The 20,744-nt window shown below is 55.5% G+C and carries 20 protein-coding genes; 8 read left to right on the forward strand and 12 right to left on the reverse strand.

Annotated features, from left to right (window positions below):
* Nucleotides 1–233 precede the first annotated feature (233 nt).
* The 3 genes from AC0J4F_RS12790 to AC0J4F_RS12800 all read left to right on the forward strand — a co-directional run bounded on the left by AC0J4F_RS12790 (nucleotide 234) and on the right by AC0J4F_RS12800 (nucleotide 1,595).
* Entirely contained in the window at nucleotides 234–548 is a 315-nt protein-coding gene (locus AC0J4F_RS12790; protein WP_473023657.1) for a hypothetical protein, read from the forward strand.
* Nucleotides 549–798: 250 nt separating this feature from the next.
* Nucleotides 799–1,161: an Hpt domain-containing protein gene (locus AC0J4F_RS12795; RefSeq protein ID WP_473023658.1), complete on the forward strand. Its 363-nt coding sequence runs from the start codon at nucleotides 799–801 to the stop codon at nucleotides 1,159–1,161.
* A gap of 113 nt (nucleotides 1,162–1,274) precedes the next feature.
* Nucleotides 1,275–1,595 carry a 2Fe-2S iron-sulfur cluster-binding protein gene (locus AC0J4F_RS12800; protein ID WP_040452313.1) on the forward strand — a complete coding sequence of 107 codons (321 nt, stop codon included), beginning with the start codon at nucleotides 1,275–1,277 and terminating at the stop codon, nucleotides 1,593–1,595.
* 70 nt (nucleotides 1,596–1,665) lie between these two features.
* On the opposite strand, the gene AC0J4F_RS12805 is transcribed toward AC0J4F_RS12800, so the two are convergent.
* Nucleotides 1,666–2,892, reverse strand: a complete 1,227-nt coding sequence (locus AC0J4F_RS12805) for an MFS transporter (RefSeq protein ID WP_133947608.1) — start codon at nucleotides 2,890–2,892, stop codon at nucleotides 1,666–1,668.
* Between the two features lie 138 nt (nucleotides 2,893–3,030).
* Here AC0J4F_RS12805 and AC0J4F_RS12810 point away from each other — a divergent pair, with 138 nt between their 5' ends.
* Together AC0J4F_RS12810 and AC0J4F_RS12815 are read left to right on the forward strand one after the other, a co-directional pair.
* Nucleotides 3,031–3,819 (forward strand): AraC family transcriptional regulator, encoded by a 789-nt coding sequence (locus AC0J4F_RS12810; RefSeq protein ID WP_133946513.1) that lies wholly within the window; start codon nucleotides 3,031–3,033, stop codon nucleotides 3,817–3,819.
* Nucleotides 3,820–3,891: 72 nt separating this feature from the next.
* The gene (locus AC0J4F_RS12815) at nucleotides 3,892–4,320 is read left to right on the forward strand and encodes a universal stress protein (protein WP_133946515.1); all 429 of its coding nucleotides are present in this window, start codon (nucleotides 3,892–3,894) and stop codon (nucleotides 4,318–4,320) included.
* Nucleotides 4,321–4,383: 63 nt separating this feature from the next.
* Here the strand turns inward: AC0J4F_RS12815 and AC0J4F_RS12820 are convergent, their stop codons facing one another.
* The 8 genes from AC0J4F_RS12820 to AC0J4F_RS12855 form a co-directional block, all read right to left on the reverse strand.
* Nucleotides 4,384–5,517: a class I SAM-dependent methyltransferase gene (locus tag AC0J4F_RS12820; RefSeq protein WP_473023659.1), complete on the reverse strand. Its 1,134-nt coding sequence runs from the start codon at nucleotides 5,515–5,517 to the stop codon at nucleotides 4,384–4,386.
* 22 nt (nucleotides 5,518–5,539) lie between these two features.
* A complete protein-coding gene (locus tag AC0J4F_RS12825; RefSeq protein ID WP_473026428.1) occupies nucleotides 5,540–6,715 on the reverse strand; it encodes a vWA domain-containing protein in 1,176 nt (391 codons plus the stop codon).
* Nucleotides 6,716–7,013: 298 nt separating this feature from the next.
* Complete coding sequence (gene ppk2 / locus AC0J4F_RS12830) at nucleotides 7,014–8,072, reverse strand: polyphosphate kinase 2 (protein ID WP_473023660.1); 1,059 nt, start codon at nucleotides 8,070–8,072, stop codon at nucleotides 7,014–7,016.
* 209 nt (nucleotides 8,073–8,281) lie between these two features.
* Nucleotides 8,282–9,340: a YcjF family protein gene (locus tag AC0J4F_RS12835; RefSeq protein WP_473023661.1), complete on the reverse strand. Its 1,059-nt coding sequence runs from the start codon at nucleotides 9,338–9,340 to the stop codon at nucleotides 8,282–8,284.
* The gene (locus tag AC0J4F_RS12840; RefSeq protein ID WP_473023662.1) at nucleotides 9,337–10,836 is read right to left on the reverse strand and encodes a YcjX family GTP-binding protein; all 1,500 of its coding nucleotides are present in this window, start codon (nucleotides 10,834–10,836) and stop codon (nucleotides 9,337–9,339) included. Before AC0J4F_RS12840 ends, AC0J4F_RS12835 begins: the two co-directional genes overlap by 4 nt.
* Nucleotides 10,837–10,906: 70 nt before the next feature.
* Entirely contained in the window at nucleotides 10,907–11,434 is a 528-nt protein-coding gene (locus tag AC0J4F_RS12845) for a SixA phosphatase family protein (protein ID WP_473023663.1), read from the reverse strand.
* A gap of 39 nt (nucleotides 11,435–11,473) precedes the next feature.
* Nucleotides 11,474–12,013 carry a hypothetical protein gene (locus AC0J4F_RS12850; protein ID WP_473023664.1) on the reverse strand — a complete coding sequence of 180 codons (540 nt, stop codon included), beginning with the start codon at nucleotides 12,011–12,013 and terminating at the stop codon, nucleotides 11,474–11,476.
* 23 nt (nucleotides 12,014–12,036) lie between these two features.
* Entirely contained in the window at nucleotides 12,037–12,882 is an 846-nt protein-coding gene (locus AC0J4F_RS12855) for an AAA family ATPase (RefSeq protein ID WP_209174895.1), read from the reverse strand.
* A gap of 315 nt (nucleotides 12,883–13,197) precedes the next feature.
* On the opposite strand from AC0J4F_RS12855, the gene AC0J4F_RS12860 reads away from it, so the two are divergent.
* The 3 genes from AC0J4F_RS12860 (at nucleotide 13,198) to AC0J4F_RS12870 (ending at nucleotide 18,130) form a co-directional block, all read left to right on the forward strand.
* The gene (locus AC0J4F_RS12860) at nucleotides 13,198–14,634 is read left to right on the forward strand and encodes a flagellar hook protein FlgE (protein ID WP_473023665.1); all 1,437 of its coding nucleotides are present in this window, start codon (nucleotides 13,198–13,200) and stop codon (nucleotides 14,632–14,634) included.
* Nucleotides 14,635–14,701: 67 nt separating this feature from the next.
* A complete protein-coding gene (flgK, locus tag AC0J4F_RS12865) occupies nucleotides 14,702–16,597 on the forward strand; it encodes a flagellar hook-associated protein FlgK (RefSeq protein WP_473023666.1) in 1,896 nt (631 codons plus the stop codon).
* Between the two features lie 3 nt (nucleotides 16,598–16,600).
* Nucleotides 16,601–18,130, forward strand: coding sequence for a flagellar protein (locus tag AC0J4F_RS12870; RefSeq protein ID WP_420340355.1), 1,530 nt, complete (start codon nucleotides 16,601–16,603; stop codon nucleotides 18,128–18,130).
* Between the two features lie 76 nt (nucleotides 18,131–18,206).
* Here the strand turns inward: AC0J4F_RS12870 and AC0J4F_RS12875 are convergent, their stop codons facing one another.
* The 3 genes from AC0J4F_RS12875 to AC0J4F_RS12885 all read right to left on the reverse strand — a co-directional run bounded on the left by AC0J4F_RS12875 (nucleotide 18,207) and on the right by AC0J4F_RS12885 (nucleotide 20,541).
* Entirely contained in the window at nucleotides 18,207–18,518 is a 312-nt protein-coding gene (locus AC0J4F_RS12875) for a flagellar biosynthesis regulator FlaF (RefSeq protein WP_286183455.1), read from the reverse strand.
* Entirely contained in the window at nucleotides 18,463–18,960 is a 498-nt protein-coding gene (gene flbT / locus AC0J4F_RS12880; RefSeq protein WP_286183269.1) for a flagellar biosynthesis repressor FlbT, read from the reverse strand. Before flbT ends, AC0J4F_RS12875 begins: the two co-directional genes overlap by 56 nt.
* Nucleotides 18,961–19,050: 90 nt before the next feature.
* Nucleotides 19,051–20,541, reverse strand: a complete 1,491-nt coding sequence (locus tag AC0J4F_RS12885) for a flagellin N-terminal helical domain-containing protein (RefSeq protein WP_133946539.1) — start codon at nucleotides 20,539–20,541, stop codon at nucleotides 19,051–19,053.
* Between the last annotated feature and the right edge of the window lie 203 nt (nucleotides 20,542–20,744).

The following is a 20,744-nucleotide window of genomic DNA, read 5'->3' on the forward strand; positions in this document are numbered from 1 at the left end:
CTCAGGCAGCTTTTCGCTGTCATGAGGGTCAACCGGATGCGCCGATCTTGAACCGAGACTAACACTGTTTCCGGTTCGGATCATAAACTCTGGGAAGGGCCGCCGCTGACCCGCTGCAACCATGAAGGTTGACAGCATTCTCCCCATCTTGCCGCATCAGATACTGTAATGGCACAATCTCTCCTAACGAACAAGAAACAGCAATCGCCTGAATCACTTAGGAGGGGGATCTCATGCCTCAAACGAAGCAAAAGCACGTAACGGAAAGCGAAACGGGACCGGCAAAAAAATCTGCACTTAATGCAGGCAGTTTGTCACCTGCACAAAAGCGCTGGTTGAAATCAGGGCTCGCCCAGCCGGGAGGAAAGTTGCCTCTCTTTGATGATCAAGGCCGCCAGGTCCCCGCCCGCACGATCCGTTCGTGCATCGATGCAGGTTGGGCAGAGCCTTGGTTTTCCAACCCAATCAAGCCTGACTGGCTGGTTTGCAAGCTCACTGCAGACGCGTTCGAATTATTGACCGCAAGTCAAAAAAACGAAAAAAGTTAATGCGAATCATTTTATTAAAATTTTAGCGATTCAGGAAACCTGCGAAAAAGCAAGGGATTTTTCCTCTGGTTCGGCGCAGGCCCTTAATGCTCGTTAACCAAGAAATCAATTTTTTGGGGACATGCTCGAATTTGCAATCGTGAAACGCCTGATTTAACCGGGCGTTTGGGTCTTCGCTGCACACTCATACCCCTGTAGAGCTTGCGGCAGGGTGCCGCCAGGCATGTGTTGAGTATTTCGGAGCACCCTTATGGCCCCTTCATCGATGGCACGCGTGTCAGGACGCGCCAGTCCCGAAGCACCAATTGACCTGGTGCAGCTGGCGACAAACACACTGGGCAACCGTGATCTCGAGGTTCAAGTTCTTCACTTGTTCAAGTCGCAATCCCGAATGACGCTGGAGCGTTTGGAGAATGAGACGGATCCTTCTGTCCGCGCCGACCTAGTTCACACGCTCAAAGGCTCAGCGCGGGCGATTGGTGCTGCGCGGGTCGCGACGGCCTGTGAGTGTCTGGAAGGGGACTTGAAAGCTGTACCTAATGCACCGATGACAGGTCTCGTTGCGGCGGTCACAGAAGCCAACGGGTATATCTGCGATCTGCTGGAAGGCTGATTTCTCTCAACGCCAGACTCTGTTTTCCATCCATAAATGGCATGGTCCTTGACCTTTTGTCCGGAACCTTTATGTCGGGTCATCGAGAGACACTTTTATCCTTGGACGCGACTATGCCAAAAATCACCTTTGTAACTGCCGATGGAGCCCGGACGGAAGTTGATGCCGCCGAAGGGTCCACGGTCATGGAAAACGCCATCAAGAACATGGTTCAGGGCATTGAAGCCGAGTGCGGCGGCGCATGCGCGTGCGCGACCTGCCATGTTTATGTCGATGATGCATGGTCGGGTAAAACCGGTTCGCCGGAACCGATGGAAGAGGACATGCTTGACTTTGCCTATGACGTGAAGCCGACGTCGCGTCTGTCTTGCCAGATCAAGGTGACGGGCGACATGGACGGACTGGTCGTCCACGTCCCGGAACGTCAAGCTTAAGACGCTTTGCAGTCCCAACTGAAAAACCCCGCCGGAGCGATCCGGCGGGGTTTTTGTTTGTGGCCAGTTATTATTCTGCCGGTTGGGCAGCTGGTTTGCGGAACCACCAATCAACCTCGTTCCCGTCATCCGGGTTGGACGGGATCATGGTCGAGAGGAACAGGCTGACGGCGGCCATTCCGGCGCCTGCCAGAAAGACGGCTGCCGGGGACACCAGCCAGACTAACCCGAAAACTACAGGGATGAAGACTGCAGCGATGTGGTTGATTGTAAAGGCAACACCTGCTGTCGGTGCGATGTCAGCCGGATCGGCGATCTTCTGAAAGTAGGTTTTGATGGCAATTGCGATTGCAAAGAAGGCGTGGTCGATCACGTAGAGTGCGGCTGCAACAGTCGCATTGGTGACGAAAGCATAGGTCACGAAGACCCCAATCAAACCGGCATACTCCAGGATCAAGGCTTTGCGTTCACCGAAGCGGACGATCAGTTTGCCGATCTTCGGCGCGAGCAGCATGTTGAAGACGCCGTTGATCAAGAAAAGCCCGGCAACCTCATGAACATCGTAGCCAAAGCGTTCGACCATCAGGAAGCCGGCAAAGACTGTGAAGATCTGCCGGCGGGCACCGGCCATGAACGTCAACGCGTAATAGAGCCAGTAGCGCTTCTTCAGGATCAGCTTCTTGTGCTGCGGAACACCTTCCTTGAAATGCGGATAGGCCATGATGAGGAAGGCCAGCACAACAATGGTCAAGCCACCGGCGATCGCGAAGACCACCGTGAACGACAGGTTGAACGTCTTCCAGGCAATGAAAATCAGACCGTAGGCAATCAGCTGGGCGAATGAGCCCACAGCCAGGATCTTGCCCATACTGGCAGCCGCTGTTGCCTTGGGCAGCCATTGCAAGGACAGCGATTGCGCCATGGTTTCGTAATAATGGAAGCCGATCGACATGATCAGGGTCGTTATGTAGAAGCCAAGCGCGGTGGGGAAGTACCCGGTAATTGCCACACCGATGCCGAGGAGCAAAAGCGAGAGATAAGCCAGCGTTTGCTCGCGCATCACAAGCAGCAGGTAAACGGCTAGGAAGCTCAGGAAACCTGGTATTTCACGGATGGACTGCTGGATGCCAATTTCCCGGCCTGTGAAGTCCAGCTCCTGAACAGCGAAATTGTTCATCAGGTTCCACCAGGCAGCAAAGGACAGCTGCATGGCTCCGGCCATGATCATTAAGAGGACGGCAGGCGAGCGCCACCCGGTCAATTCATTTGGGTTTGTGCTTTGTGTGAAGTACGTCATTTGTTTCTTGCCAAAAAAGTGGGTGCTGGCAGCGCTGCGGTTCGCTTGTACTTCGATTGCGCTCTTGCGTGTTAGCGCTGTTTTGTCATGATATGTTTCTGTTTCGCCAATCCCACGTAACATCAAAAAGGGCAGGTTATGCCGATCCATCCGGAGTTATCCGCGTTTCCCGATCATGAAGTGAAGGCGAAGATCATCGGATATGCCAACAGCCAGAGAGCCGGACCCGGACATAATGGCTGGCACTCGCACGACTCAGCCCAGCTCTTTCACGTCGTCAAAGGCTCGATTGCGATCGATACTGAAGTTGGGACCTTTTTCGCCCCGCCGGAGCGGGCAGTCTGGCTGCCGCCACGGATCGCGCACGAAACCCGCTATCTGACCGATACAGACATTCGGTTCGTCTATGTCAGTTACGACTACGCTCAGGATCTGCCGAAGACGGCTCAGGTTATTCAGGTGACAACCTTGTTGCGGGCCTTGATCCTGGAGTTCATGGCCTACCCGCGCGCGGAAACCATTGATGGACCGGCAGGCCGGATCGCTGATGTCATTCTTGATCAGCTGAAAATGCTGCCGGCAGCGCCGCTTCAGCTACCCATGCCGCAAGATCCAAGATTGAGGGACTTGTGCGATGGCTTGGTGCGCTGTCCCGCTCACGTCCCGGCGCTCGCCGAGGCCGCGGCACAAAGCGCCATGTCTGTCCGGTCCTTTGAGCGCCGGATCAAGGCGGAGACCGGGATGAACTACCGGACGTGGTGTCGGCAGGTGAAGCTGTTTCGCGCGCTTGAACTTTTGGCTGCAGGGCGCAGCGTGTCGGATGTCTCGCACAAACTCGGCTATGAGGGACCGAGCGCGTTTGTCGCGACCTTTCGGAAGGCATTCGGCGTAACACCCGGGCGGTATTTCGGCAGTCCGGACGGCTGATTGATCTGCCTCATGGCGAAGGGCCTTGGCGGAGGCCTAGATTCCCTTCAAGAATTTTAAGGGAGTAACGCCATGTTCAAGAAAATCCTTGTTCCCATAGATCCGGCTGAACCGAAATTTGCCGATGATGCTCTGGCGAAAGCAGCTCAGATGGCCCGCGACTACAGTGCCAAGATTCATTTGCTCGGAGTTTGTCCGGAAGTGCAGAGCTTCGTCGCAAGCCAGTTGCCGGAAGGCTTTCAGGAAAACGAGCTGAGGGAAACCGCTGGCATCCTGCAAAAGATCGGTGATGCGTTGGATGTCCCGGAAGGAGCGGTCGATGTGATGGTCCGGGTTGGGTCGGTCTACCATGAAGTGATCGAGGAAGCCGAAAAGGCAGAGTGTGACCTCGTGTTGATGACATCCCACAAACCGGGGCTCTCCACCTATTTTATCGGCTCAAATGCCGCCCACATCGTCCGTCATGCGCCATGCTCGGTCATGGTGCTGCGCGACAGCTGAGGGTTATCCCAGCTTCTCTGGAGGAGGAAGACGGTGGTGGGCGAGAGCCTGCCGCCGTTTTTTTCAAATCACCCGACTGTCTGTTCGTGTCATGAGTGCTGCGACGGCGATATAGCGGAACGGATAGAGGTCCGGTGCGGCTTTCAGCAACTGAATGGCTTTTTCGTAGATCTGCTCAACAAGAGTGTCCCGCTGATCGTTTGCCGGGAGTGCATTTCGGAGAACCGCTTCAGTAAAGGCGCGGAAGAAATTGACGTAATCCCGCGCGTAAGTTTCCAGATCTCCATCCGCGGAAAAGTGCTCATTGAAGGAGACCGGGATCTCGTAGGATGTTGCGTGGTCAATCTGGAAAAGCCCGGCAGCGCCAAGTGCCGGATCGCTGACAGGCGCTGTCAGTTCCTCCAACGTCCGCATATAGACCGGCTGATAGTACGCCTCGTAAACGTCCTCGGATATCGAGCCGTCTTCGACGAAACAGAGAACCGCATCGTTTAGAAGATCATAGATCCCGTCGCAGGTGCTGGCGGTCTCATTTGCGCCGAACACCTGCAGCAGCAGCTTGCCGCCTGGCACCAGCTCCTTGGATCGGGCTTTTAGAAAGGTCGCAATGTCTTGCCGCGCGAGCTCTGAAAAAGCCGCCTGATCTTCTTCGGAAACGAAGCCGTTGTTGCGGATAGCGCTTGGACCATTTGGAAAGATGTAACCCGGCAGCGTCGCAATGGGTTTTCTGGACAGGAAACCGATCGCGTTGAACGTCGTCGCCATATGTAGGCTTCTATCCGGCAGCAGTTGGTTATACATCGAGCCGCCAACAACGGACGAATAGACATTTGGCTGTCCAAAAACGGAGTGCCCCTCCGGCCGCAGAGAACGCAAGAGGCTTGAGAAGTCATTGGTTGGGAGGTCGGAATGGATCGTCTGGATCGGCCGGTCTGTCCGCTGCACCAGGCGGGAGACGGGCCTGCTCAACGCTGCGATGGAGTTTCGCCCCTCCGAGCAGCCGAAATCGGCCAGACAGATCGGCCCGGTACCGTCCAGCGGCAGCGCATCCGCAGCGGCTTCCAGATGGTCAAGGACAGCAGCCGTTGCGTCCCACTGCGGTGTGGAGTTCTGATTGTAAAACCCGCCACCGGTCATGCCGGTCGTTGTTGCGTGGGCGACCGGCGAGGCAGAGGCGGGCGGTTTCTGTCCAGACATATTCTGCGCCCCTATGGGCCGGTTAGCGGGCCAGTTCCTTCATGGCGTCCGTCAGTCCTTCCACGGTCATCGGGAACATGCGGTTTTCCATCAATTCCTGCATCATCTGGATCGAGGGTGTATAACGCCAGTGTTCCTGGCGGACAGGGTTGAGCCAGATGGCGCTGTTGTAGAGCCCGGTGACGCGCTGCATCCAGGCAGATCCTGCTTCTTCGTTCCAGTGCTCCACCGATCCACCCGGATAGGCGATCTCATAGGGGCTCATGGAGGCATCGCCGACAAAGATGATTTTGTAGTCGGACGGGTACTTGTGCAGCACGTCCATCGTTGGCAGCCGCTCGGTGTGGCGCCGCCTGTTTTCCTTCCAGACCGTCTCATAAAGACAGTTGTGGAAGTAAAAATGCTCCATCACCTTGAATTCGGACCTAGCGGCCGAAAAGAGTTCTTCGCAGACCCGGATGTGATCGTCCATCGATCCACCAATGTCGAAGAACAGCAGCACCTTGACGGCATTGTGCCGTTCGGGGCGCATCTTGATGTCGAGAAGGCCCTTGTGAGCGGTCGCCTTGATCGTATGATCGAGATCCAGCTCTTCCGCTGCGCCAGTGCGGGCGAAATTGCGCAGCCGTTTCAAGGCAACCTGGATGTTGCGGGTGCCAAGAAGCTGGGTGTCATCGAGATCCTTGAACTCGCGCTTGTCCCAGACCTTCACCGCACGCCGGTGGCGGCTTTCCTTTTGGCCAATCCGGATGCCTTCCGGATTGTAGCCGTAGGCGCCAAATGGCGAAGTACCCGCCGTGCCAATCCACTTATTGCCGCCTTGGTGGCGTTTTTCCTGTTCCTTGAGGCGTTCGGCCAAGGTCTCCATGAGCTTCTCAAATCCGCCCATGGCCTCGATCTGCGCTTTTTCCTCTTCGCTCAAGTGTTTTTCGGCGAGCTTGCGAAGCCAGTCTTCCGGGATCTCCGTGATGGGCACGTCGCTCATCAGCTCCAGCCCTTTGAACACGGTCCCGAACACCCGGTCGAACTTGTCGAGATTGCTCTCGTCCTTCACCAGCGACAGGCGCGCCAGATAATAAAAATCCTCGACGCTGCGCTCGGCCAGATCCTTATCCAGCGCCTCCATCAGCGTCAGATACTCACGCAAGGAGACCGGGATTCCGGCGGATTTCAGTTCGGTGAAAAAGGTAATGAACATGCGCTTGACACTAACGGCGGCGGCGTTGGGTGTCGAGCCGTTCTTGAGGTAATAGGGGCCGTAACTGAAGACGGTCGGACGGACGCTGCGATCAGATGCGTAGCAGACCTCTGGCATCGCTTGCGATCAAGCCTTCCCGGACGCAGCGAGGCGAAGATCCGGGACTTGACGGGTACTCAGCCTTTAGAAATGAGTTCGGTTTGAATGCAAGGCACCGGCTCAAGGCCGGTGCGGCATGTAGGCGATACTTCGATCGAAGGTTCGTGTTCGTCCTTGATCTAACGCCTCAAATAGTTGGTCAGCTGCCGTTTGTAGACCGGCCACCCTTGATGTCCGGATGGAGCGTCTTGCCAAGGATGTGGTGATCCCGGCCGATGACGTGATGGCCGGTGCCGACAATTAGCGGATCTGGCTGGCCGACCACACGGGTATTTTTGCCCGGATAGGGCAGGGAGGACAAGAAATGCTCCATGCAGTTGAGGCGGGCACGTTTCTTGTCATCCGACTTGACGATGGTCCAGGGCGCATCGGCGGTGTCGGTATAGAAAAACATTGCTTCCTTGGCCTCGGTGTAGTCGTCCCACTTGTCGAGGGAGGCCTTGTCGATCGGGGAGAGCTTCCACTGTTTCAGCGGATCGACTTCCCGCTGCTTGAAGCGGCGGCGCTGCTCGTCGGATGTGACTGAGAACCAGTATTTGAACATCAGAACTCCATCGCGGACCAGCATCCGTTCAACTTCAGGGCACTGACGCATGAATTCCAGGTATTGGTTCGGCGAGCAGAAGCCCATGACCCGTTCGACACCGGCGCGGTTGTACCAGGACCGGTCGAAGAACACCATTTCACCGCCGGAGGGCAGGTTCTCAATATAGCGCTGGAAATACCATTGTTTGCTTTCGCGCTCTGTTGGCTTTTGAAGCGCAACCACGCGGGCCGCCCGTGGGTTCAGATGTTCGTTGAACCGTTTGATCGTACCGCCCTTGCCAGCCGCATCCCGGCCTTCGAAGATGAGAACAATGCGCTGATCGGTGTCCTGGACCCATTGCTGTGCTTTCAACAGCTCTGCCTGAAGGGCCGCTTTCCGTTTTTCATAGGGCGCCCGCTTCATCTTGTTGGCGTAAGGATATTCGCCAGTTTCGAAGACATGATTGATCGCTGCGGGATCGTGACGCATTTGAGCGAGCTGATGCAGGCGGTCGTTGGCCTCTTTTTGTTCAGCTGTAGTGGGAGCCGGGGTCGCTTGCGCGGGAGTTTTCCGGGTGCGCTTCGGAGCTGGCTTTTTGGCCGGTTCGGTTAGGGTCCCATTCTTGGCGGTTGCCGGAGCCTTGTTTGTTGTTGGAAGTGTTTCTGTGGCCATTTTGTGTCCTCTCTTCGGGTCGCAAAATGGCTACGCCAGCAAAGTAATTTTTGCATTGACAAGGGTCAATTCCGTAGCGGAATTACATTCGAAATGCTTGGGTTTGGTTAAGTTGTTCTTGCAGATTTCGACTAAAGGTTGTTGGCGTGCTGGAGCCTATTTTCTATGTTTGGCTTTCAAGTAATTAAACAGACCGTTTTCTGGTCCGGTTAGCTCGAGGTTTTGCCGTTCTTGGGCTCGGTCTCAGCTTCGGCGGATGACAAAAGTTCGCCCATGAAGTCGGACACGCTGGGTCCCTTTGTTGAAATGAACGGCGCCGGCCGGCAGACGGCAATTGCAGCGATCCCGATGCGTGCGGTCAAAATGCCGTTGATGACGCCCTCGCCGAGACGTGCTGACAGGCGTGCGGCCACGCCGTGACCAAGCACTTGTGAGGCAAGGCTATCACCTGCGGCCATGCCGCCGGTAACTGCAAGATGGGCCAAGACGTGCTTGGCCAATCGGATAAAGCCGAGCGTGCCCGGACGCCCGCCGTAAAGGGTCGACAGGCGGCGGATGATGCGGACGTTTTCAAACAGGACCATTAGAAGGTCGACCAACGCCCGGGGGCTCACAGCCGTTACGATGGAGACCCGCTTGGCACTGTTCATGACGATCTTGCGGGCTTCCTGGTCCAGAGCCTGCAAAAGATCGCGTTCGGCCAGCATCACCAGATCCTTGCCGTCGATGATCTCGCGCATATGGCCACTCAACGTCTTGCGTCCAAGCGCGGTCTCCGGCCGGTCCTGGTAAATGGCGAGGAGGTCTTTCAGGCCGTTCTGAGCTTTCTCAGCATCATCGGTGTCAGCAGCGGTCTGTAAACGCTCCCGGAGATCATCGATGCGCTTGAGACGGAGAACACCGGCAAGTTCGCGCGCAGTCAGACCAATCAGTCCGGCAACGGCGATGGCGGCAAGGGCGACGCCAAGCCATCCGAGCCAGTCGGTTCTGGAAAAGAGATCCCGGATCAGACTGTCTACGGCCAGGCCAATGCTGAGGGAAACAAGACCACCGAGACCAACCAGAAGCCATTTGCCGAAGCTGGAACCGGACTTGGGTGTGCTGGCCGAGCGAGGGAGGCGCGGGGCTTCCTCGTCAAGCACCTCTTCGGTGATCAATGCGTGGCCGGCAGATGGGTTTTCAGCATGGTCGTCGGAGAGTTGAACCTTGCTGTCATCGAGACGGAAGGCGGCTGGTTTGCGGGGTGGGCGGGAGTTCGTATCGGTCATGCCAGACGGTCTCCGAGAAGGAATTCCAAGGCCCGGTCGAGGCGGATATGGGGTAGGGACAGTGTCAGGCCTTCTGCGGTCGTGTCCAGCTTCGGCGGCCGGAACCGCATGAACTGCAGTGAAGGATCAGTCTGACGTGGAGTTTGGCCGGTGTCTTGAGAAAGTGATTCAATATCCTCAAAGAGCATGTTGGGGTTTTCCGGTAAGTCTCCGGGAAACATTGCGATTTCGGTATTCCCGTCGTAGGTTTCACCGTCGATCTTCTCGCCTGGCAGCGGTGTGCCGAGGATCGCCGGCAGCTTCTGGCCCTTGTGGCGCACACTGGCTTCCCGGGTCGCGCGCACGGCTGCGAGCGCAAGAACATCAACTTCAGCGCCCTTGAACCGCGCGCGATCAGCGGCTCTGCCCACCAGGCGGTGGGTGATCGCTTCCAAACGGTCGTGATCGGTGCGGTGAACATGGTCGGCCTTGGTCGCTGCAAAGAGGATCCGGTCAATCCTCCGGCTGAGAATAGACGACAGCCAGCTCCGGCGGCCCGGCCGGAATGCCGACAGCACTTCGCTGAGAGCAATTTCCAGATCCAGTATCGCATGTGGGCCCGCGTTTAGAGCCTGCAGGACATCAACAAGGACGATCTGCCGGTCTAGCCGCGCAAAATGGTTGCGGAAGAACGGGCGGATCACATGGGTCTTGTAGGCCTCATACCGCCGCTCCATCATCGCACGCATTGTGCCCGTCCGCGCCGGGGGCGCATCCGGGGCAATGTCGAGTGGCGCGAAGGTGAGCGCTGGAGACCCGTCAAGGTCGCCGGGCATCAGAAACCGACCGGGTGGCAGCATCGACAAGGCATGTGCATCCGCGCGGCAGGCGCTCAAATAGCTTTTAAAAGCCGCTGAGAGTTTCTGCGCAGTTTGTTCATCTTCCGGAGCATCCGCTTTTGCAGCGGCTTCATTCAATGCCTCAAGAAAGGGTCCGGCAATCGATGACCGGTGCTCTTTCCGTGCCCGTGCAACAGCCTCGGCGGAAAAAGTTGCATAGTCCTTGTCGAGCAAGGGCAAATCCAAAAGCCATTCGCCAGGATAGTCGATGAGGTCCAGATGCAGGCGGCCCGGTCCGAGTTTCCGGTAAACGTAGGAGGCGCTTTCATAGTCGATGGTCAGTCTGAGTTCGGAAACCTGCCGTGTGGATTGCGGCCAGACCCGGTCTTTGACCAGGGCCTGAACATGGCTTTCGTAGTCGAACCTTGGAACCGCATCGTCGGGCTGGGGCTGAAGGCGTGCACCGGTCATCCTCTGACCCGCTGCGGCGCTGAAGACAGGCAGGCGGCCGCCATGCACCAGATTGTGCACGAGTGATGTCAGTAACACGGTCTTGCCCGCGCGGGCCAGGCCGGTGACGCCGAGACGCAGGCTTGGTACAGCCAGGTCTGTTGCGGCATCTGTCAGATTGGCAAGGGTCAGCCGGGCTTCTTCGGCGAGATTTGTCAGGGATGTCAAGCAATGGCCTCCATGGCCGTCATGTAGGCGTCAGTCCATGGACTTGCAAATGTAAGTGGCGCTCCGGCGGTTAGTCGTCCAATTTTGCGACGAGATCCCGGGGCTTGACGAACCGCTCCAGGTGGCCGGTTCCGATCTGCACTTCATCCCAGCCGGCAATGTCGAAGTCGATGACCGCGAGCGCGCCAGTGGGGAACTTGATCCGCAGATCTGCCATGGCATCTGCATCACCGGTTCCGGCGAGTTCTATTGCGGTCTGCTCGGTGGCCGGGTTGTGCCCAATCACCATGAGCTGTTGGGCCCGTCCGCCATGGCGCCGGATCACGTTGGTATAGCTGAGATCGCTTTCGTCGTAGATATCGGACAACAGATGGATCTGCGCTTCCTGGGGTTGAAACGGCAGGGTGCGAGAGAGCGTCTCGCGGGTTCGCAAAGAGGTGGAGCACAGGATGCGGTTTGGAAGGAGGTTTTGTTCCCGCATGTACCGCCCCATCACGCGGGCTGCAGATTTCCCGCGTCCGTTCAATGGACGGTCAAAATCTGCAAGATCGGCGTCTCCCCAGTCGGATTTTGCGTGCCTAAAAAGGTAGAGACGCATGCAGATGCCCTCGCTTTTGTCCTTTGGAGCCGAACCGGGTCAATTCTGGCGGGCCAATGCTTCTGTGAAAGACGCGATTGCCGGGCCAATGTCAATTTCCTGGGTTGGTAGAGTGTAGGCCATCCATAGGGTGAAGTCGGCTTTAGCACCGGCAAAATGCCAGAAGGTTTCGCATTGGGTCGCGTTATCCCGCGTTCCGGTCTTGAAGGAAATGCCTGTCTCGGCGGGGCCGCTTAACAAGATGGATTCAAACCCGGCTGCCTTATAGCTGCGTGAAAAACTGACTGCTTCGCGGCGTCCTGAGCCTTGCAAGTGCATCCGCAATACCGCGGTAATGCCGTCGCGGCCGGTATAGATGCAGCCAGCCAGGCTCGAGCCATCACCTTCCATCACTTTGATACGGTAATAAGCTCCAATAACATCCGGACAGCGGAGGCCGGTAAAATGCCGCAGGCCCTCTACATCGCTCTGCCAGCCAGCCTCAGCTTCCGGGCTCACCTGGGCCTCGGCGGCATCAATGCCGGAGAGTGTCCAAGCGCCGATCAAGCAGAGGAGGGCAAGTTTCGTCAGATGGAGCATGTTAGATGCGTCCCGTGATCGGATTATCCCCGTTCCCGGCGTGCCATGAATGCCAGGCGTTCAAAAAGATGGACATCCTGTTCATTCTTCAGCAAAGCACCGTGCAGGGGCGGAATCAATTTCCCACTATCCTGTTGGCGCAAGGTCTCAGGGTCAATGTCTTCATTTAGAAGCAGCTTGATCCAATCGATAAGCTCCGAGGTTGACGGCTTCTTCTTCAGGCCCGGAACATCCCGGACTTCAAAGAACATGCGCAGTGCTTCGTTGAGCAAGCGCTGCTTGATGCCCGGAAAGTGAACTTCGACGATTTCGGTCATCGTCTCTGCATCCGGGAATTTGATGAAGTGGAAGAAACAGCGGCGCAAGAAGGCGTCCGGCAGGTCCTTTTCGTTGTTCGACGTAATGATTACGACGGGGCGCTGTGTGGCGCGAACCGTTTCACCGGTCTCGTAAACGTGGAACTCCATGCGATCGAGTTCGAGCAGAAGGTCGTTCGGAAACTCGATATCCGCCTTGTCGATTTCATCGATCAGCAGAACCGGTTTTTCCGGTGCCACGAACGCATCCCAGAGTTTGCCTTTGCGGATGTAGTTGTTGATGTCCTTGACCCGTTCGTCGCCGAGCTGGCTGTCGCGCAGCCGCGAAACCGCATCGTACTCATAAAGGCCTTGCTGGGCTTTGGTGGTCGATTTGACATGCCACTCGATCAACGGGGCGTTCAGGGCCTGAGCGACCTGCTCAGCAAGGACAGTCTTTCCGGTTCCCGGTTCGCCCTTGACCAGTAGGGGCCGCTCGAGTGCGACTGCGGCATTAACCGCAACTCTCAAATCCTCAGTGGCGATGTAACTATCGGTGCCTTCAAAGCGCATGTGGGTGTCCCTGTCATTCATGTTGCCGAAAAGTGGCAGGCGGGCGCATGGGATGCAAGTCAGCTTTTTGCAGAGTGTGCCGGTTGAGCACCGGTAAGTGGAGACTCTTGCCTGTCTGCCGGGAAGTTTTTGCCGCTCTGAACAGGGTGTACCGCTGTCGTTCGCCGATAGGTAAACGAGGAAAATTGTTTTATCTAACTGATATTATTTGTTGATTTCGACCCTTGTGCTGTTTGGCACATTGCTTGCTGATCCTCTTCGAAACCGGGCTGTCCTTGTTCAGGAGCATGCCCACAGTGACCAAGAGGACGAAACATGGGTATTTACGGGGCGATCAACTCCGCCGTTTCTGGTTTGTCAGCGCAGGCGACCGCGCTTGAAAATATCTCGGGCAATGTTGCGAACTCACAGACGGTTGGGTTCAAGCGTCTCGATACAACCTTCTCCGATCTGGTGTCCGGTGGCGGGTCCACGCAGGCCGACCAAGTCTCTGGAACAACCTATGCCACGTCGCGAGCAACCAACTCAATCGGTGGCGACATCTCATCCAACGACGTTGATACCTACATGGCCATCAATGGCGAGGGGTACTTTGTCGTTACGCAGGCGGCCGACTTTGTCGACGGCTCGACAACCTTTGCAGATGACTCCTTTTACACGCGCGCTGGCGACTTTGAAGTCAACAAGGAGGGCTACTTCGTCAACCAGTCCGGTTACTATCTGAAGGGTTTCCCTCTTGATCCGACGACCGGCAACCCGGTCGGTGACAATCCATCGGTTATTCAGATCAACAGTCAGCCGCTGGCCGCTAACTCCACAACAACTGTGAATTACCAGGCAAGCTTGCCGACGGTTCCAGATACCACGAACTATGATGGGTCTGATCCAGATACCGCTCTTTTAAACACAGGTGCGAACTCTCCGCCTGCTACTGGTGCAAACCTCGGCGCCAGCGATATTGCAGTCGGCGGCACGAATGAGACGGACTTTCTCGCCACGTCAATCACAGGCGGCTCTGTCACGACCTATAATTCAAACGGTTCGGAAGTTCCGCTGAACATCCGCTGGGCCAAGACTGATAACACTGCCGGCGCCGAAGTCTGGAGCATGTATATTGATACCGGCGGCGATGCGACGAACGAGTACTACAAGATCGGCGATGTGACGTTTGACGGCAACGGCGATGTCAGCACGCTTACCCCGAACGGGGCCGGCGCTGTAACGGTCACCAACACTGGTACGGAAAGCTTCACGCTTGATGAAATAACGGTTGGCGGTGTCACAGCAGGTACCGCTGGTAATGCAGCCGACAGTATTACAATCTCCTTTGCAAACGGGTCTCTGACCCAATTTGCTGATCCGGATGGAATTGCGACATCCGTTAACCTTAGCCAGAACGGTTATGCAGCCGGTGAACTTACGAACATCGCCATCGATGAATCTGGCCGCGTGATTGCGAGCTATTCCAACAACCAGACACGTGCACTTTATGAGATTCCGCTGGCAACTTTCCAGGCCGAGCAGAACCTGCGCCGGGTGGATGGAGCGGCCTTTGCTGCTACCTCCGACTCCGGTGATGCCGACCTGTCCGGTGGCGGTGCCGTGATCTCCAACGCTCTTGAGCTCTCCAACGCAGATATTGCGGACGAGTTTTCCAAGCTGATCATTACGCAGCAAGCCTATTCGGCAAACTCCAAGATCGTCACTTCTGCGGACGAAATGCTGGACAGCGCCCTGAATATGGTCCGCTAACGCTCATCCGCTGGCGGCTTTGGCCGCCAGCGATCCCTTTTCTGAGTAATTCTGAGGAGTAGCCGCCATGGGACTGACAAGTGCCCTGAATACAGCGGTTTTCGGCATATCGTTTAATCAGCGTCAGATCGATGTAACTGCGTCGAATATCGCGAACGCTGATACGGCCGGCTATTCCAAGAAAACAGTCTCTGCAAATGCCTATTTCGACGGCGAAGGCAATGTCGCCGGGATCGTCACCAACGAGATCAGCCGCATCATTAATGAAGAAATCCAATCGGATTACTTCAATTCCTTGGCCGACACGAACTACGGCAAACAGATCGCGGCTTTCACAGATCGTCTCGACGACATTTTTGGCACCATTGGTGATCAGACCGGCCTATCAGCCCTGGCAGGCGAGTTGACTGCGGCGCTGTCGTCGCTGGTCAACCAACCAGGCAACTACGCTGCTCAGCAGGAAGTGGTGGCTGCTGCTGACGCGATGGCGCGGGAATTGAATTCCTCCTACCAGCAGATCGCCGATTTGCGCCAGGAGGCGGACGAGGCGCTTGCTCGCCAGACGGAGACCGTAAACAGTCTTCTGTCCAGCATTGAATCAATCGATGCGGCCATCCGTGATGCCACACAGGCTGGCGTTTCCAGCTCGGAAATGGAAGACGAGCGCGACCGCCTCGTTGAACAGCTTTCCGGTTACCTGGATCTCAATGTCAGCAAAACGACCACGAATACGCTTTTTATTCAGACCAAAAACGGCCAACCATTGTTCTCTGATGGTGAGGCAGCAACGCTAGCCTTTCAGCCGACAAACAGGCTGGGAGCAGATCAGCAGGGTAACGCCATAGTCGCAACGACGGCCGGTGGTGCCCAGTTTGATATCGTACCTGCAGGGGCCTCAGGGCGTGACCGCACGACTGGCACGGGCCTCATGGTCGCAACCATGGAGTTGCGGGACGACGTCCTGATCGAGGCCCAAAAACAGCTGGATACCATCGCAGCTGAACTTTCTCTGGCGTTCTCAAATGTGACGCAAGCCAGCACTGCGGCAACTGTTGGTCCGGACACGGGCTTCGACCTGCCTGTGTCCGGTCTTCAATCCGGCAATACAATCAATCTGGAGTACACCGACTCGGCCGGTCAGTCGCAGACAATCACGCTGAAGGCGGTCAGCGATCCAACTCTGTTGCCGCTTGCAGATACAGCAACAACCAATCCGAATGACACGGTTGTCGGCATTGACATCTCCAGCGGTACTCCTGCGACCTACATCACGAATATTATCGCAGCCTTGGGAACCGCAGCGCCGGATTTGCAGGTCTCCAACGACGGCAGCGACAACCTGCGCATTCTTGGTGACAGCACCACCGTACCCAATGCGACAACGGTTGAGAGCTTGTCGGCGAATATCACGCCTTCAGCGACCACCGATCAGGGCTTGGGCCTGTCGATCTTTGTTGACCAGCGTAACGGCACTGAAGTGTTTACCGATGCTCCTGAGAACGGCGGACAGCGTGTCGGGTTTGCGAATGGTATAAGCGTCAATCCAGCGCTGCTTGCGGACAGTTCTCTGCTAGTCGATTACCAGACAACCCCAGCTGCAAACTCTGAGAACGATCCTGCGCGGGCGCAGTATCTGCTGAATGCATTGACCAACGAAACTGCCTATTTTGATCCTGAGGCCGGTATGGGCAGCAGCTCGAGCCCGTTCCAAGGAACTGTTCTGGACTACATCAACCAGACGGTGGCCTATCAGGGCAACCAGGCAGCCGATGCAAAGACGTATTCGGATTCCAAAGAAGCTCTGACGCTCAATCTCGCGGTCCGGTACGAGGAAAGCTACTCAGTCAATCTCGATGCTGAAATGGCGTTTTTGGTTCAGCTGGAAAACGCCTATGCGGCGAATGCCCGTGTCATGCAGACGATCAATGATCTGATGCAAGAACTTCTGAACGTGGTGAGGTAGCGTATGCCAGTATCATCCATCTCAACGTCGCGGAGTTACCTGACCAGCCAGCTGTTGAACCTCAATGACAAGCTCACTGAGAAGACAACACAGCTGGCGAGTGGCAAGGTTGGCAGCACCTATGGCGACATTGGTGATCGCCGGCTGCTGGATATTCAGCTGACGCAAAAAGTAAGCCTGATCGAATCCTATCAAGAGACAATTACGATCTCCAACTTGCATCTAGAGGCGATGACCGTTTCGCTGGATCGTTTGGAAGATATTCGCCGTGATGCCAAGTCCGCAATGGATACCAATGACTTTGTGATCCAGAGCGATGGTCAAACCCAGACCCAGTCAAGAGCGGAGCTCTTGTTGAACGAAGCTCTTAATATCTTGAATACTGAAGTCGCCGGTTACTACCCGTTCGGCGGGACGGATGCGATCTCCGATCCGGTCCAGGCCATTGATACCATTATGAACGGGGCCAACGGCCTTTCAGGCCTGAAGGACTACATGAGCGAGTTCTCCCAAGCGAACCTGGGTGCCTTGAATAATGGCCGGATGACCGTGTCTGCCCTAACGACAACACCCGGGCCAGTGGATTCCACGTTTACAATTGCGGAAGACGGGGCACATGATTTCGGCTTCGATATTTCGTCCGTGACATCAACGCTGACCAACGTGACACTCACAGGCCCAGGAGGAGGGGACCCGGATACTTTCGATGTTCAATTCACGGGACAACCGACGCTTGGCGAGCAGATTGAAATTACACTGACGCTCCCGCCTGACCATACCAATACAACGACAATCACGCTGACGGCTGCCGCCTCCAATGAAGCTGAGGGGACATTTGCGATTGGTGCGGATTTGGAAGAGACGGCACAAAACCTCCGCGACGCTATTGCTCAGGAGTTGGAAGACAGCGCACAGACAACCTTGAAAGCTGCATCAGACATTTGGGCTTCGGACGAGTTTTTCAGCACTTACAACGGTGAAGTCCCGCAGAGAGTTGACGGCCCTCCTTACGCCACGGCGACTGCGCTTACATCTGGTGCAACGGATACCGTCTCCTGGTACACCGGACGCAATACGACGACCACGGATCCGCGCACCGACAAGAACGCGATCATAGATACAAATCTGACCGTAGAATATGGGGTGCGGGCCAACGAGGAGCCGCTTCAAGAGCTCGTGCAAACACTTGCAACATTTGCTGCGGCTGATTTCTCCGGTGGCGCCCAGCTTGATGAAGAGTACTACAACGCGCTGTCGACAGATTTACGGGCCATATTGCAGCCACCTGGCATCGATCAGTCTGGCATCGTGGACATCTCGACAGACATTGCAATCGCGCATCGAACCGCAAGTTTGACGGATCAACGTCACATTCAGGTCGTGAACACCTACGAGGCGACCATCGGAGAGATCGAAGGCATTGATCAAGACCGGCTTGCCGCAGAAATCCTGCAACTCAGGACGAACATCGAAGTCTCCTACAATGCCTCTTCGATCGTCTTCAACCTGAGCCTTGCTGACTATCTGAGGTAAGGCCCTCACTCGACCAAAATGCAAAAAAGCCGGTGTCAAGTCACCGCCTTTTTTGTCGTCTGTATGGGGAGCTGACTTACTCAGGCTTTGCCCGCAAGCCTTCCGCGATCGTGCGGTTGATGCTGATAAGTGCTCCAAGCTTCTCCGGATCTTGCGTCGTGATGACGGTCATCGTCTGTTTGAAGACAAAAACCCCCAGAGACCCGATGTTGTTCTTGATTTCCAGTGGCAGAGAACTCTCGTCGCTGGTCGCAGAAGTAACAAGAACCGTCCAGAGTTTACGGTTGTAAATCAGGGCGTCATCGACCTCTGCAAGGGAGAGGTCATCCCATTCATCCTTGATCAGCTGGAGCCGGGCTGCGGCTTTCATCAGCAGAGTCGCTTCCAGCTCCCGCGGCGATACCGGTGCTGCCTGGCTGGTTTTCTGATAGGCCTGCGCTGCCTGTTTGTACATGACTGATCAGCGTCCCTTCATACTCAATGAGCTTACGAGCTTCTTTCAGTGCCTTGTAGAAGGATCCGGATATAATCGAGTTACTAATCCGCGTGACATAAGGGATTGTACTCGGTGCGGCCTTCACGATGTCATTGACCAGGGTGAAGTAACTTTCCTTAACTCGCTCCAGGTCGGTGGATAAATACATCAACTGAACTGCAAGATAGACGCGTTTTGCTGGCGTATCTGCGGTGTCAGGTGTGAGAATGTCCTTTTCTCTAAGGATCGGCGCGTCGCCCTCGATGAATAGGCGGGTTCTCTGGTTGTCATTGGTAATTACGCTTTCACCAATGATGATCCTTTCTCCCGGCTTTAACTCGACCTTGAGCGCCATTCCTTGACCTCCACGTTTGAGTATCGGAGCGAAACGTTAACAAATAGGTTAACACTTTCACCCGATACCTGCCGAATCCGGCTTTTCCGGTTAGCCGAACAGGCTGAGTACACTTTGTTCCGCCTGGTTGGCCAGGGACAGGGCAGTTGATGACAGCTGTTGCCGTGTTTGAAGGGCCAGCATGTTTGCGCCTTCTTCATTCATGTCGGCAATTGTCAGGTCGCCAGCACCCACTTCAAGTGTATTGATGATGTTCTGGGTAAAGTCAGTTCGGATCTCGACTGTGGACAGCGCTGTGCCCAGACTGCGGGCGGAGTTACGAAGCTCGTCCAACGAAGCGTTAATCGCCTGCAGGACCCGTTCTATGTCCGTGTCGGTCTTGAATTCCGAGGCTGTTGCACTCAACGCCACCGTTCCGGATGTCGACGCCAGACGCATCCTGTTGAAGTCGTTGTTATCGCTGGTGATATTAAACGACACTTCACCGATCAGACTGATGCTTCCTCCAGAGAAAGTGGCATCAAGTCCTTTCACGTTGTTGATCAACTTGACAAGATCGTCGACGGTCGTTTCTTCGTCAATCTCAAGAGATGCTGGTTCGAAGCTGTTTCCGTCGGTGATGGTGATTGTATCACCAGCCTTAAATCCACCTGACGTAATGAGCGTCGCAGTCGAAGAAAGGGCTGTTGCAGTCAGTGTCGTCGCACCAGCGGTAATACCACCATCGGACGTGCTGCCGCCGCCGTTTGCGTCTTTGGTAATCGTGACGTTGCTGTTGAGACCTGTCACGAGTGTGATTGAGTCCGTCGTTTCATCAAAGGATGCGTGGACGCCTGAAAGGTTATCGAGCGCGTCAACGTAGTCCTGAACAGTAACGATATCGACCCCGACTGTAAGGGTTGTCGTCGTTGAACCATCTGTAACCATCACATGGTCGTTGTCCGCAAATGCGGCCAGATCCGTAAGGTTGGATGAGGCCTGCAAACCGGTCAGGGTCAATTGGGCGCTGCCGCCGTACATATTAAACGATGAAGTGCCGCTTGCGCCTGTTGCAAGGTCGTCGAGGTTAAGGCCTGTATCCAGCGTGGTGTCGGTGAAATCGACCGGGTTCACGGTCAGGTTTGATGTGCTGTCTTCGTTGAAGATGACTTCAAGCTCGTTGCCGGCACCTGCAAGCAGGTTCTTGCCCTTGTAGCCCGAATCTTTGGCCATATCCTCGATTTGCTCAAGAATGGCATTGTACTGGATGGCAAATTGGCGCCGTTCGTACTCACTGGACGTCTGAAGCGCCTGGTTCGCGATGGCCTTTGCGGATTCAACGAGTTTGGTAATCGACGTTATGCCGTCATCAGCCGCGCGCAGCGTCTGGACGGCCTGTCCCATGTTGTCCAGTAGGTTGGACAGATCGCCGGCCCGGTCGTTCAGAGATTGCGCGGTAAAGTATGAATTTGGATTGTCGAGGGCCGAATTTACCTTCAAGCCGGTCGCAAGGCGGTTCTGAGTTGTTTCCTGAAAAGCCGCAGTCTTTTTCAAAGACAACAGATTGTCGCGAACCGCGCTGGAAAGAACAATATCGGGCATCTGGCTTCACCGCATTTCCTGTTCAGTACTCGTACAGGCCACTGCTGGATACTTGTTCACAGATCATGGCCACGTGCGTAAATCTAAACGGAAAGTTAATCGGTGATGCACGAATTAACGTTATTTAAATAAAAGTTACCAAAAGCTTTCTTTTAACTGATTGAATTTACGAGAGAAAATTTTTGACTTCTGCCAAGTAATAA

Source organism: Roseibium sp. R5, assembly GCF_055755305.1.

Coding starts and splice junctions, on each gene's coding strand:
- AC0J4F_RS12790 (WP_473023657.1), top strand. CDS start 234: ATGCCTCAAACGAAGCAAAAGCACGTAACGGAAAGCGAAACGGGACCG.
- AC0J4F_RS12795 (WP_473023658.1), top strand. CDS start 799: ATGGCCCCTTCATCGATGGCACGCGTGTCAGGACGCGCCAGTCCCGAA.
- AC0J4F_RS12800 (WP_040452313.1), top strand. CDS start 1,275: ATGCCAAAAATCACCTTTGTAACTGCCGATGGAGCCCGGACGGAAGTT.
- AC0J4F_RS12805 (WP_133947608.1), bottom strand. CDS start 2,892: ATGACGTACTTCACACAAAGCACAAACCCAAATGAATTGACCGGGTGG.
- AC0J4F_RS12810 (WP_133946513.1), top strand. CDS start 3,031: ATGCCGATCCATCCGGAGTTATCCGCGTTTCCCGATCATGAAGTGAAG.
- AC0J4F_RS12815 (WP_133946515.1), top strand. CDS start 3,892: ATGTTCAAGAAAATCCTTGTTCCCATAGATCCGGCTGAACCGAAATTT.
- AC0J4F_RS12820 (WP_473023659.1), bottom strand. CDS start 5,517: ATGTCTGGACAGAAACCGCCCGCCTCTGCCTCGCCGGTCGCCCACGCA.
- AC0J4F_RS12825 (WP_473026428.1), bottom strand. CDS start 6,715: ATGTTCATTACCTTTTTCACCGAACTGAAATCCGCCGGAATCCCGGTC.
- ppk2 (WP_473023660.1), bottom strand. CDS start 8,072: ATGGCCACAGAAACACTTCCAACAACAAACAAGGCTCCGGCAACCGCC.
- AC0J4F_RS12835 (WP_473023661.1), bottom strand. CDS start 9,340: ATGACCGATACGAACTCCCGCCCACCCCGCAAACCAGCCGCCTTCCGT.
- AC0J4F_RS12845 (WP_473023663.1), bottom strand. CDS start 11,434: ATGCGTCTCTACCTTTTTAGGCACGCAAAATCCGACTGGGGAGACGCC.
- AC0J4F_RS12850 (WP_473023664.1), bottom strand. CDS start 12,013: ATGCTCCATCTGACGAAACTTGCCCTCCTCTGCTTGATCGGCGCTTGG.
- AC0J4F_RS12855 (WP_209174895.1), bottom strand. CDS start 12,882: ATGCGCTTTGAAGGCACCGATAGTTACATCGCCACTGAGGATTTGAGA.
- AC0J4F_RS12860 (WP_473023665.1), top strand. CDS start 13,198: ATGGGTATTTACGGGGCGATCAACTCCGCCGTTTCTGGTTTGTCAGCG.
- flgK (WP_473023666.1), top strand. CDS start 14,702: ATGGGACTGACAAGTGCCCTGAATACAGCGGTTTTCGGCATATCGTTT.
- AC0J4F_RS12870 (WP_420340355.1), top strand. CDS start 16,601: ATGCCAGTATCATCCATCTCAACGTCGCGGAGTTACCTGACCAGCCAG.
- flbT (WP_286183269.1), bottom strand. CDS start 18,960: ATGGCGCTCAAGGTCGAGTTAAAGCCGGGAGAAAGGATCATCATTGGT.
- AC0J4F_RS12885 (WP_133946539.1), bottom strand. CDS start 20,541: ATGCCCGATATTGTTCTTTCCAGCGCGGTTCGCGACAATCTGTTGTCT.